At 53.4% G+C, this 15,787-nt stretch carries 12 protein-coding genes; 8 read left to right on the top strand and 4 right to left on the bottom strand.

Features of this window, described 5'->3' with window-relative positions; all coding sequences use genetic code 11:
• Positions 1-3: 3 nt before the first annotated feature.
• Entirely contained in the window at positions 4-2,355 is a 2,352-nt protein-coding gene (locus tag HV213_RS16390; protein WP_181482508.1) for a beta-glucosidase family protein, read from the top strand.
• 23 nt (positions 2,356-2,378) lie between these two features.
• Entirely contained in the window at positions 2,379-3,353 is a 975-nt protein-coding gene (locus tag HV213_RS16385) for a helix-turn-helix transcriptional regulator (RefSeq protein ID WP_181482507.1), read from the top strand.
• Here HV213_RS16385 and cobO read toward each other — a convergent pair.
• Positions 3,325-3,915, bottom strand: a complete 591-nt coding sequence (gene cobO, locus HV213_RS16380) for a cob(I)yrinic acid a,c-diamide adenosyltransferase (RefSeq protein WP_181482506.1) — start codon at positions 3,913-3,915, stop codon at positions 3,325-3,327. The two genes, HV213_RS16385 and cobO, sit on opposite strands and share 29 nt — an antisense overlap.
• Positions 3,912-4,673: a YciK family oxidoreductase gene (locus HV213_RS16375; protein ID WP_110273503.1), complete on the bottom strand. Its 762-nt coding sequence runs from the start codon at positions 4,671-4,673 to the stop codon at positions 3,912-3,914. The genes cobO and HV213_RS16375 overlap by 4 nt, the downstream gene beginning before the upstream one ends.
• Positions 4,674-4,927: 254 nt before the next feature.
• Between HV213_RS16375 and sohB the strand changes: the two genes are divergently transcribed.
• Positions 4,928-5,974 (top strand): protease SohB, encoded by a 1,047-nt coding sequence (sohB, locus tag HV213_RS16370; protein WP_110273653.1) that lies wholly within the window; start codon positions 4,928-4,930, stop codon positions 5,972-5,974.
• Between the two features lie 56 nt (positions 5,975-6,030).
• Here the strand turns inward: sohB and HV213_RS16365 are convergent, their stop codons facing one another.
• Positions 6,031-6,282: a YciN family protein gene (locus HV213_RS16365; protein ID WP_004101388.1), complete on the bottom strand. Its 252-nt coding sequence runs from the start codon at positions 6,280-6,282 to the stop codon at positions 6,031-6,033.
• 412 nt (positions 6,283-6,694) lie between these two features.
• Here HV213_RS16365 and topA point away from each other — a divergent pair, with 412 nt between their 5' ends.
• The 4 genes from topA (at position 6,695) to acnA (ending at position 14,203) form a co-directional block, all read left to right on the top strand.
• Positions 6,695-9,292: a type I DNA topoisomerase gene (gene topA / locus HV213_RS16360; protein WP_181482505.1), complete on the top strand. Its 2,598-nt coding sequence runs from the start codon at positions 6,695-6,697 to the stop codon at positions 9,290-9,292.
• A 331-nt stretch (positions 9,293-9,623) separates the two neighbouring features.
• Entirely contained in the window at positions 9,624-10,598 is a 975-nt protein-coding gene (cysB, locus tag HV213_RS16355) for an HTH-type transcriptional regulator CysB (protein WP_181482504.1), read from the top strand.
• Positions 10,599-10,968: 370 nt separating this feature from the next.
• Positions 10,969-11,136, top strand: coding sequence for a YmiA family putative membrane protein (locus tag HV213_RS16350; protein WP_110273500.1), 168 nt, complete (start codon positions 10,969-10,971; stop codon positions 11,134-11,136).
• A 394-nt stretch (positions 11,137-11,530) separates the two neighbouring features.
• Positions 11,531-14,203 carry an aconitate hydratase AcnA gene (gene acnA, locus HV213_RS16345; protein ID WP_181482503.1) on the top strand — a complete coding sequence of 891 codons (2,673 nt, stop codon included), beginning with the start codon at positions 11,531-11,533 and terminating at the stop codon, positions 14,201-14,203.
• A 60-nt stretch (positions 14,204-14,263) separates the two neighbouring features.
• Here the strand turns inward: acnA and ribA are convergent, their stop codons facing one another.
• Positions 14,264-14,854, bottom strand: coding sequence for a GTP cyclohydrolase II (gene ribA / locus HV213_RS16340; protein WP_110273498.1), 591 nt, complete (start codon positions 14,852-14,854; stop codon positions 14,264-14,266).
• Positions 14,855-15,015: 161 nt separating this feature from the next.
• Here ribA and pgpB point away from each other — a divergent pair, with 161 nt between their 5' ends.
• Positions 15,016-15,783, top strand: a complete 768-nt coding sequence (gene pgpB, locus HV213_RS16335) for a phosphatidylglycerophosphatase B (RefSeq protein ID WP_181482502.1) — start codon at positions 15,016-15,018, stop codon at positions 15,781-15,783.
• Positions 15,784-15,787: the final 4 nt, after the last annotated feature.

The following is a 15,787-nucleotide window of genomic DNA, read 5'->3' as shown; positions in this document are numbered from 1 at the left end:
GAGATGAATAACGATTTTAACACGACCCTCGCCGCGATGAGCGTGGAAGACAAAGTGGCGCTGTTGACCGGTAGCGGCCTGTGGCGCACGGCTTCTCTACCACAGCATGGTATTGCAGATATCGTCATGACGGACGGTACTTACGGCGTTCGTTACAGCAGTGCGCAAATTGATGGCCGTGAAAAGTGGAGCATGGATGACTTTATCTCGGTCATCACCCAGACCGCAGACCAGGCCAGCGCAGAAGAGTCTGCAGCGAAGGGGGGCAGTGAAGCGCTTTTCAGCGCCTCGCTTCCGGCAACCTGCTTTCCGAATGGCTCTAGCCTGGCCTGTAGTTGGGATGTGGAGCTGGTTCATCAGATGGGGCAAGCGCTGGGGACAGAGTGTCAGCAGATGGGCGTTGGGATCCTGCTTGGCCCGGGCATCAACATTCGTCGCACTCCGCTGGCGGGCCGCGGCTATGAATATTACGCCGAAGACCCGGTAGTCAGCGGCGACATCGCCGCGGCGCTGATTAACGGCCTGCAACAGGAGGGCGTTGGTGCCAGCCTGAAGCACTTTGCAGCGAATAACTCGGAGTACCGCCGCACGGAAATGGACTCGATTATTGAAGAGCGGGCGCTGCGCGAAATCTATCTGGCGGGTTTCCAGCGCGCGATTAAGAAATCCCAGCCGTGGACGGTGATGTCCTCTTACAATCGCCTTAACGGGGTGCAGACGTCCCAGGACCCGTTTTTGCTCACCCAGGTGCTACGCGATGAGTGGGGATATGACGGCCTGGTGATGTCCGACTGGTACGGGATTAAGGACCGTCCGGCCTCACTGATGGCGGGCAACGACCTTGCGATGCCGGAAACCCGACGCGATAAACAAACGTTGCTGGCGGCGATTGAATCAGGCGAGGTGCCGATGGCAGTCGTGGATCGCGCTTGTCAGCGAATGTTGGCGCTGCTGGATAAAGTCCAGCGTCATCGTCGTCCGCAAACGCGCGCTGATTTTCCGGCGCACCATGCGCTGGCGCAACAACTGGCAGCCGAATCTATCGTCTTGCTGAAAAATGAAGATGATCTGCTGCCGCTGCGCTCAGGGAAGACGCCACGCATCGCGGTGCTGGGTAAGCCGGCGCAGGAGCCGGTGATTCAGGGCTCCGGATGCGCAACCACCGTACCCTATCTGCTGGATCGTCCGCTGGATGAAATTTTTGACCTCGCCGGGGATGATTTTAGCGTCTCCTGGGCGGTGGGTGCCCCGGACGATCTGCGCTGTGATGAACAGGCTTTGGCGCAGGCCCGCGCCGTTGCGCAGGAGGCGGATGTGGCGGTGATCTTTGTCAGCACCGCTGTCGGTGAAGATGGCGAGAATGGCGATCGTCAGGACCTGAATATTCTGCCGGTTCATGAGCGACTGATCCGGGAAGTGGCGGCGGTCCAGCCAAATGTGGTGGTGGTGCTGGCCAACAGCGATGCGGTCGTCATGCCATGGCTTGGCGAGTGTAAAGCGCTGCTGGAAACTTTCTTCGCCGGGCAGGGCATGGGCCGCGCGGTGGCGGAAATTCTCTTCGGCCAGCGTAACCCGTGCGGTAAATTAACCGTGACGGTTCCCAATTCGCTGGAAGAGACCCCCGCATGGCTGCACTATCCGGGAGAGAATCTACGTCATCACTACGGAGAAGGGCTTTTTGTCGGCTATCGTTACTACGATAAACGCCGCCTGACGCCGCTGTTTCCGTTCGGCTTTGGCTTAAGCTATACCCGATTTGTTTACGATAATATCGTGCTCTCAGCCTCCCGATTAGGGGAAAATGAGACCCTCACCGTTTCGTTTGATCTGACCAACTGCGGAGCATTCGCCGGTAAAGAGGTTGTTCAGCTATATGTAAGTGCGCCTGACGGGGAACTGATTCGTGAAGTGCAAGCATTGAAGGCGTTCAGTAAAGTTGAACTGGCCGCAGGGGAAACTCGTCGCGTGAGCCTGCAACTGCCTGTTGCCGAGCTGGCCTGTTACCACCCAGGCCTTGGCGACTGGGTAGTGACGCCGGGTCTCTGGAAGCTCCGCGTTGGTAGCTCATCCCGCGACCTGCCGCTCTGTGCAGAAATGACAGTGGACTGCCCGCAGCGCTATGTGCCTCTACGCGATGATAATTCGCTCCAGCAGCTGATCCAACAGCCGGAGGCCTTTGCCCGCGTGGTGAATCTGATCGCTGATAAGAGCCTGTTGCCGGTGGATCAGGTGCGTGAAAAGCTGATTCGACTGGCTCCGGATCTGTTCTGCGGGTTGCTGATCGCGTTGACTGAATTCTTGGCATTGGATATCGATCGTGATGAGCTCAATGCCGTGCTGGCGGGGCGTAATTAACGGCTAACCATAGGAGATTGCGCATGTTCCCTTTTTCAGTCACTCATTCTCGCGCAGTGATGCAAACCGGACGGCAGACGGTAAACAGCGGCTATGAGCTGATTGCTTTTGACGCAGAGAAGCTGAACGTGTTTGCCGCCGAGGTGCGTTACTGCGAACCTCACTGGCATCCGGCTCCGGAGCTGATTACCGTGCTGGCGGGGCGCTTTACGGTCTCCGTGGGGCAGCAAAGCGTGGAGCTGGCGCAGGGGGATATGCTGTATATCAACGCTGAAGAAGTGCACTCGCTTAGCGCGGAGGAGACGGGAAGCCAACTGGTGACCGTACAGTTTTCTCCCGGCCTGTTTGATGAGCTACATCCTTCTCCACTGCTGAGTTGGTGCACTTCCGGGCAGGTTTATTCGTCAACTGACAACGACGTACATCGACGCCTGGTGGCATTACTGGAGCGGTTGATTGATAACCACCCGCCGTTTCAACGCATCGCGGCGATTTATCTGTTATTAGATGCGATAGTGACCGCCGGGAAGCCGACGCAACATGCGGAAAGTACGCTGCGTGAAGAGGCGATGATCAAGAAAGGCATTGATTTTATTAATCAGCATTTTGACCAACCGCTGACCCTGAGCGAAGTCGCCAGCCATAGCGGGATGAGCTACTCATGGTTTTCGCGGCTGTTTAAAAAGGTCAGTCGGCATAATTTCAAAGAGTATTTGACGCTGGTTCGGCTGAATAAAGCCCGCACCCTACTGCGCGACACCCGCACGCCAATCACCGATATCAGCCACAGCTGCGGCTTTCAGGAGCATAAATACCTGATTGCCGCATTTAATAAATACTGTGGGGTGACGCCGACCGAATATCGTAAACGCTTTGTCTCGCGGCAAAACATTCTCGAAAGCGAACTGGCGATGGGGGAAGATTGCCTGTGCCTGCCGCTTAATTATGCGTTACTTGAACGACTGACGCTTAGTAATCGATCCCCATCTGCGCCTTAATTCCGGCATCAAACGCGTGCTTAACAGGACGCAATTCGCTGACGGTATCGGCCAGTTCGGTAATTTCACGATGGCAACCGCGACCAGTAATAATGACCGTTTGATGCGCAGGGCGGTTGCGCAGAGCAGTCAGCACGTCTTCCAGCGGCAGGTAGTCATAGGCCACCATGTAGGTTAGCTCGTCCAGTAAAACGAGATCCAGGCTTTCATCGGCCAGCATTCTGCGCCCATGTTCCCAGACGGCGAGGCAGGCGGCTGTATCGCTTTCGCGATCCTGAGTATTCCAGGTGAAGCCGGTGGCCATCACCTGAAATTCAACGCCGTGCGGTTCAAGCAGATTGCGCTCGCCGTTCGGCCAGGTGCCTTTAATAAATTGCACAACACTGGCCTTTTTGCCATGCCCGACGGCGCGGGTAACGGTGCCAAAAGCGGCGGTAGTTTTGCCTTTACCGTTGCCGGTAAACACAATCACAATGCCACGTTCTTCCTGGGCTGACGCCACGCGGGCATCGACCTTATCTTTTACCCGCTGCTGGCGCTCACGGTAACGTTCATCACTCATTGTGCGATTCCTGGTTTGCGGCCCGGTTGGGCGTCAAAAGTCATTCCCGTCTTGCGACGGCTGTCGTCGCCCATCAGCCACAGATAAACCGGCATGATATCGGCAGGCGTTTTCAATTTTTGCGGATCTTCGGTTGGGAAAGCATTGGCGCGCATTTTGGTGCGCGTGCCGCCAGGATTGATGCAGTTAACCCGCAGATGGCGGCTTTGGTACTCCTCAGCCAGCACCTGCATCATGCCTTCGGTGGCAAATTTGGACGCCGCATAAGCACCCCAGTTCGCTCGCCCCTGACGACCCACGCTAGAGGAGGTGAAGACCAGAGAACCGGACTCAGATTTGAGTAATAAAGGAAGCAATGCCTGAGTGAGCATAAAGGTGCCATTTACGTTCACCTGCATAACCTGCTGCCATACATCCGGCTTTTGTTCATCCATTGGGCAGATATCGCCCAGCAGACCCGCGTTGTGCAGGACGCCGTCGAGACGCGGGTAGTGAATAGCAATCTTCTGCGCCAACTGCTGGCACTCCTGCGGCGTGCAGGTCAACAGGTCAAGCGTGAACCATGGGGCAGGAATACCTCCTGCTTGCTGAATCTCTTGTGCGACGCGACGCAGCTTCTCTTCATTACGGCCAACCAGGATCACGCTGGCGCTGTAGCGGGCATAGGTCAGGGCGGCTTCACGGCCAATGCCGTCGCTGGCGCCGGTAACCAGGATGATGCGGTCCTGTAACAGGTGACGTTGCGGTTGATAATGCACGGCGACTCCTCGGGCGATCTGCTGACGATCGCGCTGGCTATTCGGTATCTTACTTTTGCGCTTTATGCCTGAAAGTGCCTGCTATTGCAATCAGCGAAACGGAAAGTCTTCGCGGAATTAATATCTTGCAACGATTTCATCGTCGCTGAAAAAAACAGGAATGCGCCTCGCATGCGACGCAAAGCACAAAGACTTCTCGCAGATGGCTGATGTACACTGTGCGTCAACGTCAGTGCTTTACACAAGGTGAAAACGTGGAATTACTTGCTCAATATGGCCTGTTTTTGGCCAAAATCGCGACCATTGTTGTCGCTATTGCGGTTGTCGTCGCCATTATTGTTAACCTGACTCAGCGCAAAAGGCAGCGCGGTGAGCTCCGGGTGACCAATCTTAGCGAGCAATATAAGGAGATGAAGGAAGAGCTGGCGGTTTCGTTGCTCGACGGCCCACAGCAAAAACTGTGGCACAAAGGGCAAAAGAAAAAGCTTAAGCAGGAAGCAAAAGCGGCAAAGGCGCGCGCGAAGTTGGGCACAGCAGAGCCAGAAGGCAAGCCGCGCGTTTGGGTGCTGGATTTTAAAGGCAGTATGGATGCTCACGAAGTCAGCAGCCTGCGTGAAGAAATTACCGCGGTGCTGGCAGCGGCGAAAGCGCGGGATCAGGTGGTTATTCGCCTGGAAAGCCCCGGCGGCGTGGTGCATGGCTATGGTCTTGCCGCTTCGCAGCTGCAGCGCCTTCGTGATAAACAGATCCCGTTAACGGTAGCGGTAGATAAAGTAGCGGCCAGCGGTGGCTACATGATGGCCTGCGTGGCGAATAAAATCGTCTCTGCGCCGTTTGCCATCCTTGGTTCTATTGGCGTCGTGGCGCAGATCCCTAACATCAATCGCTTCCTGAAAAACAAAGATATCGACATTGAACTGCATACGGCCGGACAGTACAAACGTACCCTGACGATGCTGGGCGAAAATACCGAAGAAGGGCGACAGAAATTCCGCGAAGACCTGAACGATACGCATCGGCTGTTCAAAGATTTTGTTCACCAGATGCGTCCCTCGTTGGATATTGAGCAGGTGGCGACCGGCGAACATTGGTACGGTACTCAGGCGCTGGAAAAAGGCCTGGTGGACGAGGTGGAAACCAGTGATGAACTGCTGCTGGGACTGATGGATAAGCACGAGGTCATCAGCGTGCGTTATCAACAACGTAAGAAGATGCTCGACCGCTTTACCGGCAGCGCGGCTGAAAGTGCTGACAAACTGCTGCTACGATGGTGGCAGCGCGGGCAAAAACCGCTGATGTAAACAAAACAACGCGAGGCTCAAGCCTCGCGTTGTCGCATTAGCCCGGCAGGTAATGGTTAATCTGCCAGGTGATATTTATCAGACAGCTCATGTGCGAGGTATTTGAACATATTAAATACCGCCGTACTTTTTGCCGTTGGCAGACCCTGCTCATCAAGATAAAACTCGCCGCTGAACACCAGCACGCCGTTACGCTGAACGACGTCGGTAGCCTCGATCCCGGCTAACGTATCCTCATGTTCGCGAATGAGTTTATTGGCTTTTTCAAGCAGCGTCTGGCGATCGATGGGTTGGGTTGTACCTTGCATAAATGCCTCCTGTGGTTCTTCGCCGGTAGTCTACGCCGCGCGGCGGCGAGGGGCAAATTTTCCATTAATCTTGTTGGGGGAACCGCAGAGGGCCTAATAAACATCAGTTTAGTGGCGGGATTTGCTTTTGCATGCTAATAAAGTTGCGTAACGAATTTTATCAGGTACAGTGTGACGCTTTCAGCGATCTGGCAGCAGATTTGCTTGACATTCGGCCAAAAATTATTCGTGCTATGTCGCCTGGCAAGATAAAGCCAGCAAACTCAGCAATCTGGTTTTATGGATGTGAAACCAATGCAAAGGGTTGATATCCATCGACAACGACGCAACATTAGGTTGTGACGTGTCGCCAGTGGATGGTGAATCAATGTGCGATGTATTCCTGGATGAATCAAATTAGGTAAAGGTGAATATGGGTAAAGCTCTCGTTATCGTTGAGTCCCCGGCAAAAGCCAAAACGATCAATAAGTATCTGGGTAATGACTACGTGGTGAAATCCAGCGTCGGTCATATCCGCGATTTGCCGACCAGTGGCTCAGCTTCCAAAAAGAGCGCCGACTCTACCGCCACCAAAGGGGCTAAAAAGCCTAAGAAGGATGAACGTGGTGCTCTGGTCAATCGTATGGGCGTGGACCCGTGGCATGACTGGGATGCGCACTATGAAATACTTCCGGGTAAAGAAAAGGTCGTCGCGGAACTCAAGCAGTTGGCAGAAAAAGCCGACCACATCTACCTCGCAACCGACCTTGACCGCGAAGGGGAAGCCATTGCATGGCACCTGCGGGAAGTTATCGGTGGTGATGAGCAGCGCTATAGTCGCGTGGTGTTCAATGAGATCACCAAAAATGCTATCCGTCAGGCTTTTGAAAAGCCGGGCGAACTGAATATTGACCGTGTTAACGCCCAGCAGGCGCGTCGTTTTATGGACCGCGTTGTGGGTTACATGGTGTCTCCACTGTTGTGGAAAAAAATTGCTCGTGGTCTGTCCGCAGGCCGCGTTCAGTCCGTTGCCGTACGTCTGGTTGTTGAGCGTGAACGCGAAATTAAAGCGTTTGTTCCGGAAGAGTTCTGGGAAATTGACGCCAACACCACCACGCCTGGTGGCGACGCTCTGGCGTTGCAGGTAACGCATAAAGCCGACAAGCCATTCCGTCCGGTCAATCGTGACGAAACCATGGCGGCGGTCAGCCTGCTGGAAAAAGCGGGTTATAGCGTCCTTGAGCGCGAAGACAAGCCAACCAGCAGCAAGCCTGGCGCACCATTTATTACCTCCACTCTGCAGCAAGCGGCCAGCACGCGTCTGGGCTTCGGGGTGAAGAAAACCATGATGATGGCGCAGCGTTTGTATGAAGCGGGCTACATCACCTACATGCGTACTGACTCCACCAACCTGAGTCAGGATGCAGTAAATATGGTTCGTGATTATATTGGCGATAATTTCGGCAAGAAATACCTGCCGGAAAACGCCAATCAGTACACCAGCAAAGAGAATTCGCAGGAAGCGCACGAAGCGATTCGTCCTTCCGACGTGAACGTGGTGGCGGAATCGTTGAAAGATATGGAAGCGGATGCGCAGAAACTGTATCAACTGATCTGGCGTCAGTTTGTCGCCTGTCAGATGACGCCTGCGCAATACGACTCCACCACGCTGACCGTAAAAGCGGGTGATTTTAAGCTCAAGGCGCGCGGTCGTACGCTGCGCTTTGATGGCTGGACGAAAGTGATGCCAGCGCTGCGTAAAGGCGATGAAGACAGGGTTTTGCCGGTGGTTAAACAGGGCGATAGCTTAAGCCTGGTTGAACTGCTCCCGGCACAGCACTTTACCAAACCGCCTGCGCGCTTTAGCGAAGCTTCTTTGGTTAAAGAGCTGGAAAAACGCGGTATCGGCCGTCCGTCCACCTATGCGTCGATCATTTCGACCATTCAGGATCGCGGTTATGTGCGCAGTGAAAACCGTCGTTTCTACGCAGAGAAAATGGGTGAGATCGTTACCGATCGTCTGGAAGCCAACTTCCGCGAGCTGATGAACTACGACTTTACCGCACAGATGGAAAACAGTCTTGACCAGGTGGCTAACCACGAAGCCGAGTGGAAGAAGGTGCTCGATAGCTTCTTCGGCGACTTCACCAACCAGCTGGAAAAAGCAGAAAAAGCCCCTGAAGAGGGCGGTATGCAGCCGAACCAGATGGTGCTGACCAGCATCGACTGTCCGACCTGTAGCCGTCAGATGGGCATCCGTACCGCGACGACCGGCGTTTTCCTTGGTTGCTCAGGCTATGCGCTGTCGCCGAAAGAGCGCTGCAAGACTACCATCAACCTGGTGCCAGAAAACGAAGTGCTGAACGTGCTGGAAGGTGATGACGCCGAAACCAACGCGTTGCGCGCCAAACGTCGCTGCCAGAAATGCGGCACGGCGATGGACAGCTACCTCATCGATCCGAAACGTAAACTGCACGTCTGCGGTAATAACCCGACCTGCGATGGCTACGAGATCGAAGAGGGCGAGTTCCGCATCAAGGGCTATGATGGTCCGATCGTTGAGTGTGAAAAATGTGGTTCCGAAATGCACCTGAAGATGGGGCGTTTTGGTAAGTACATGGCTTGTACCAACGATGAGTGTAAAAATACGCGTAAGATCCTGCGTAACGGGGAAGTTGCACCGCCGAAAGAAGATCCGGTTCCGCTGCCAGAACTCCCGTGCGAGAAATCAGACGCTTACTTTGTGTTGCGTGATGGCGCAGCAGGTGTTTTCCTGGCTGCGAACACCTTCCCTAAATCGCGTGAAACTCGCGCGCCGTTAGTGGAGGAGCTGTATCGCTTCCGCGATCGTCTGGCTGAGAAACTGCGTTATCTGGCCGATGCGCCGCAGCAGGATCCGGAAGGCAACAAAACAATGGTGCGTTTTAGCCGTAAGACTAAGCAACAGTACGTTGCTTCAGAGAAAGACGGTAAAGCGACCGGCTGGTCAGCCTTCTATATTGATGGCAAATGGACTGAAGCGAAGAAGTAAGCGCTATGACCGCTAAGAAGGGCCGCATCGCGGCCCTTCTTTAACATCACAGGTCACTGATCTACAACATTTAATCCTGTATTTTCCCCGCCTTATAACCGGCTTATTATTTTTCGTTAGTATCTATACACTGTAGATATAAATGATATAGTGGTTATAGCTAATCTCTTTTTTATTATCAAATCGTCTTATACATCATCGTTTTCAGGATGCGTTGTGGCGCCAGCATGGCGAGTCGCAGGGATGGTAGGGTATTGCTTGCCTGCCAGGAAGTCGCCTGAACGTAAAATGTATTAAGCGGGTTCATTTTACGCGTTATCGGATATCAGCCATGAAACTACAGCAGCTCCGCTACATCGTTGAGGTTGTTAACCATAATCTGAACGTCTCCTCTACTGCCGAAGGGCTGTATACCTCACAGCCAGGCATCAGCAAGCAGGTCCGCATGCTGGAAGATGAGCTGGGAATTCAGATTTTCGCCCGCAGCGGCAAACATTTAACTCAGGTGACTCCCGCCGGGCAGGAGATCATCCGCATTGCTCGTGAAGTCTTATCGAAAGTGGATGCGATAAAGGCTGTGGCGGGTGAGCACACCTGGCCTGATAAAGGTTCGCTGTACGTTGCGACCACTCATACTCAGGCTCGCTATGCGCTTCCTGGCGTAATTAAAGGGTTTATCGAGCGCTATCCGCGTGTCTCGCTGCATATGCACCAGGGCTCGCCAACGCAAATAGCCGAGGCGGTGTCGAAAGGGAATGCAGATTTTGCGATCGCCACAGAAGCGCTACATCTCTATGATGATTTAGTCATGCTGCCATGCTATCACTGGAACCGCTCCGTGGTTGTGACGCCGGAGCACCCGCTGGCTTCCCGAGGTTCGGTATCTATCGAGGAACTGGCGCAGTATCCGCTGGTGACCTACACCTTCGGGTTTACCGGTCGTTCCGAGCTGGACACTGCTTTTAACCGTGCCGGGTTGACGCCACGCATTGTCTTTACCGCAACCGATGCTGATGTAATAAAAACTTACGTGCGCCTGGGCCTTGGGGTAGGGGTTATTGCTAGCATGGCGGTAGATCCTGTCTCCGATCCGGATCTGGTCAAACTTGATGCCAACGATATTTTCAGCCACAGCACGACTAAAATCGGCTTCCGTCGCAGTACCTTCCTGCGAAGCTATATGTATGATTTTATTCAACGTTTCGCCCCGCATCTGACGCGTGATGTCGTCGATACCGCTGTGGCATTGCGTTCAAATGAAGATATTGAAGCGATGTTCAAAGATATTAAGTTACCGGAAAAATAAGCGTATATACCCTAAATAATTCGAGTTGCAGGAAGGCGGCAAGGGAGTGAATCCCGATGAGCTTACTCTGGTAAGTGATTCGGGTGAACGAGCGCAGTCAACACACCTGCAACTTGAAGTATGACGGGTATAAATAATAATGGCATCCTCAAGGGGATGCCAAATCCTATGATGGCCTATAATTGAATATCTAAACCTCGTCTGAATCACAATTTTTGCTAACTCATCCTACCACATTTGCAAATATACCCGTCACGATCAAAGTATTGATGAAATTTATCTTCCGAGAGGCAAATTCACTGGATTAATACTGAATCCATAATTAAGATTTATCTGTACTTAGTTGTTATTAACGATTGGTGGTGAAAAAATGATTAGTGATATCGATTATATGAAGTATGCGATGTCACAGGAACGTGACAAGACTGAGATAGATCCGGTTTTGAGAAGTAAGGCCTGGAGCGCCGTTATCCTTGGGCTTGCGATGTTCTGGAGCGTCATTGCTCTGGTTGTCTGCAACGTGTGGTTACTTAACTAGAGCACATTTCCAGTCAAATTAATTGTGTCTTTTTTATGACAAACTGGATTTGAGAACTATTTCCATTCGATAAAATAACAGTCATAAGGAGTATATATTTTTTGTCTTTTTGGTCTCTCTCTATAAATTTACTCTGCTGAACTAATCGTCAAAATAGTGGCGATTAGTTCTTCTTTTGTACTCGTGTACTAATACAACTCCGCAGTAATAAAACGCACCTCATTCAAACCTTCTCAATATTTTTAGCACCCATTATTCAAAATTTCTGTTTTGATGCGTTTCATCGATTTTAGCAATTTGGGTTGTTATCAAAATGTTACGTCAAAGATGTGTTATCTTTAATAATGTCCCTGAGGAGGATCAGGGCTTGCTATCCCTATGTTAAGGAGGAGCTATGTCGTCAACCCTACGAGCCGCCAGCAAGGAAACCTTACAGGTTAATGATAAGACCTGGCATTACTACAGCATACCGCTGGCCGCCAAAGAATTGGGCGATCTATCACGTTTACCTAAATCGCTCAAAGTACTACTGGAGAACCTTCTGCGCTGGCAGGACGGTGATTCGGTGACCGCCGAAGACATTCACGCCCTGGCCGGATGGCTGAAAAATGCTCATGCTGATCGAGAGATCGCCTACCGACCAGCGCGTGTGCTGATGCAGGATTTTACCGGTGTTCCCGCAGTGGTGGATCTGGCAGCGATGCGTGAAGCGGTAAAACGCCTGGGAGGCGATACCGCCAAAGTGAATCCGCTCTCTCCCGTCGATCTGGTCATTGACCACTCGGTGACGGTAGACCGCTTTGGCGATGATGATGCATTTGAAGAGAACGTCCGTCTTGAGATGGAGCGTAACCACGAACGCTACGTATTTTTGCGCTGGGGACAGCAGGCGTTCAGCCGCTTCAGCGTGGTGCCGCCGGGCACCGGGATTTGCCACCAGGTTAACCTTGAGTATCTTGGCAAGGCGGTATGGAGTGAAGAGCAAAACGGCGAATGGGTGGCGTACCCGGATACCCTGGTCGGGACCGACTCGCATACTACGATGATCAATGGCCTCGGCGTACTGGGGTGGGGCGTTGGCGGCATCGAAGCGGAGGCCGCGATGCTGGGGCAGCCTGTTTCCATGCTGATCCCGGATGTTGTCGGTTTCAAGCTGAGCGGCAAGCTGCGTGAAGGTATCACCGCCACCGACCTGGTGCTAACCGTGACGCAAATGCTGCGCAAACACGGCGTAGTGGGTAAATTTGTCGAGTTCTACGGCGATGGACTTGATTCATTACCTCTGGCAGACCGTGCCACCATCGCTAATATGTCGCCGGAGTACGGCGCGACATGCGGTTTCTTCCCTATTGATGCCGTCACGCTGAGCTATATGCGCCTGACCGGGCGCAGCGAAGAGCAGGTGGCGCTGGTGGAAGCCTATGCGAAAGCGCAGGGGATGTGGCGACAGCCAGGGGACGAACCGGTCTTCACCAGCTCTCTGGCGCTGGATATGGGGACCGTAGAAGCTAGCCTGGCAGGGCCGAAGCGCCCGCAGGATCGCGTTGCTCTGGGTGATGTCCCTAAAGCTTTTGCCGCCAGCGCCGAGCTGGAAGTTAACCATGCGCAGAAAGACAAACGGCCCATCGACTATACGTTGAACGGACAGCAATATTCGCTGCCGGATGGTGCGGTGGCGATTGCCGCGATTACCTCATGTACCAACACTTCTAACCCCAGCGTGCTGATGGCCGCTGGCCTGCTGGCAAAAAATGCTGTCGAGCGGGGACTCAAGCCGCAGCCGTGGGTGAAGGCCTCGCTGGCGCCGGGTTCGAAAGTGGTCTCCGACTATTTGGCCCACGCAAAGTTGACGCCATATCTTGATGAGTTGGGCTTTAACCTGGTGGGGTATGGTTGTACTACCTGTATCGGTAACTCCGGGCCGTTGCCGGATCCGATTGAGCGCGCAATCAAACAGGGCGATTTGACCGTCGGGGCCGTGCTTTCCGGTAACCGTAACTTTGAAGGGCGAATTCATCCGCTGGTGAAAACTAACTGGCTGGCCTCGCCACCTCTGGTTGTAGCTTACGCGCTGGCGGGTAATATGAACCTCGACCTGACCCGCGATCCGTTGGGCATCGGCAAAGACGGTCAGCCTGTGTATCTGAAAGATATCTGGCCAAGTGGAGCAGAAGTCGCGCGTGCGGTTGAGCAGGTTTCGACGGAGATGTTCCATAAGGAGTACGCCGAGGTGTTTGAAGGGACGCCCGAATGGCGGTCGATAAAAGTCGATCGCTCTGATACCTACGACTGGCAGGATGACTCAACCTATATTCGCCTGTCGCCGTTCTTTGATGACATGGGCGTTGAACCCAAACCGGTAGAAGACATTCATGGCGCGCGTATTCTTGCGATGCTGGGCGACTCAGTGACGACTGACCACATCTCTCCCGCAGGCAGTATTAAAGCCGACAGCCCGGCGGGTCGCTATCTGCAAAATCATGGCGTTGAACGCACCGATTTTAACTCCTACGGTTCGCGACGCGGAAACCACGAAGTGATGATGCGCGGTACGTTTGCCAATATCCGTATTCGCAACGAAATGGTGCCCGGAGTGGAAGGAGGGATGACGCGCCATCTTCCCGATAGTGAACCTGTCGCGATTTATGATGCGGCAATGTTGTACAAAGATGAAGGCACGCCGCTGGCGGTGATCGCCGGGAAAGAGTATGGCTCAGGCTCCAGCCGCGACTGGGCAGCGAAAGGACCGCGTCTACTTGGCGTCAGGGTGGTTATTGCCGAATCTTTCGAGCGTATCCACCGCTCGAACCTGATTGGGATGGGGATATTGCCGTTAGAATTCCCGCAGGGAGTTACGCGTAAAACGCTGGGACTCACTGGCGAGGAGCGGCTCGATATCAGCAACCTGCAATCACTGCAGCCGGGGATGACCGTTCCGGTGACCCTAACCCGAGCAGATGGCAAATTGGACGTTATAGACTGCCGCTGTCGTATCGATACCGCCACTGAGCTGACGTACTACCAGAACGATGGCATTCTGCATTATGTCATTCGCAATATGCTATAAACCACGATGCTTTAAACAAAGAGGGCCAGCGTATGCTGGCCCTGAATCTTTCTGCCCGGATTATTTATTGAGCAAGTGCCCCATTTTGGCGGCTTTCGTATCCAGATAGTGCGCGTTTTTCGGGTTACGACCCACGATCAGCGGTACGCGTTCAACAATGTTGATTCCTGCTTCGGTCAGAATTTCGACCTTCTTCGGATTGTTGGTTAACAGACGCACTTGATCGACGTTGAGCAACTTAAACATATCGGCGCACAGCGTGAAGTCGCGCTCATCGGCGGCAAAACCGAGCTGATGGTTAGCTTCGACCGTGTCATAACCCTGATCTTGTAAAGCATAGGCGCGGATTTTGTTCAGCAGTCCAATATTGCGCCCTTCCTGACGGTGATATAGCAGGATGCCGCGGCCCTCTTCGGCAATGTGCGACAATGCCGCTTCTAGCTGAAACCCGCAATCACAACGCAGACTAAAAAGGGCATCGCCCGTTAAGCACTCTGAATGTACGCGAGCCAGAACGGGGATCTGCCCCGAGATATCGCCAAAAACCAGGGCAACATGATCCTGCCCGGTAGCCAGTTCTTCAAAACCCACCATGAGAAAATCGCCCCATGGGGTTGGCAGTTTGGCTTCTGCCACACGTTTAAGCTGCATGTGATTCTCCAGATTCTATCAGCACCTGACTGTGCTTCTGTTTGCCGCTATTTTGCCACAACGGCGTGACGTTCTCCTAATTGCGCACGGCTGCTTGCGTGCAAAGCGCACAAACGAACCACTTTCCGTTATGATATCCAGGTCAATGATAAGGAGACGAGATGCTGTTGATTGCCAGACGAACCGCCGTTGGCGCGGCGTTGTTATTAGTCATGCCTGTTGTAGTCTGGATTTCCGGCTGGAAATGGCATCCAGGGTTGCCGGAAGGGGTGATGAAGCTGTTGTATTGGGTGACCGAAACGGTAACTCAACCCTGGGGCGTCATTACCCATGTTATCCTGTGCGGCTGGTTCCTGTGGTGCCTGCGTTTTCGTCTACGGGCGGCAATCGTGCTGTTTCTGATTCTGGCGGCTGCAATTTTGATCGGGCAGGGCATGAAATCGTGGATTAAAGATCGCGTGCAGGAGCCTCGGCCCTTCGTCATTTGGCTGGAAAAGACGCAACAAGTGCCAGTGAATCAATTCTACGCATTGAAACGTAAAGATCGCGCTAAACTGGTGCATGAGCAGTTAGCGCAAGAGCAGCAAATTCCTAAATTTCTGCGTAAGCACTGGCAGAAAGAGACTGGATTCGCTTTCCCATCCGGTCACACGATGTTTGCCGCCAGTTGGGCATTACTCGGTGTTGGTTTGCTGTGGCCGCGGCGTCGTTGGGTCACTCTGGCGCTACTGCTAACATGGGCAACTGCGGTGATGGGCAGCCGCCTGGCGCTTGGTATGCACTGGCCGCTGGACTTGATCGTGGCAACCGTGATTTCCTGGCTGCTGGTTACCCTGGCGACCTGGCTTACGCAACGGTTTTGTGGTCCGCTATCGCCGCCGGGAGAAGAGGCTCAGGACATTAAAAAAAGGGCTGCAGCCCCGGAGTAATGTT

It is taken from the genome of Klebsiella sp. RHBSTW-00484 (assembly GCF_013705725.1).
Classification (GTDB): Bacteria; Pseudomonadota; Gammaproteobacteria; order Enterobacterales; family Enterobacteriaceae; genus Klebsiella.
Note: the sequence above shows the minus strand (reverse complement) of the source record. Positions and strands in the feature narration are given on the sequence as shown.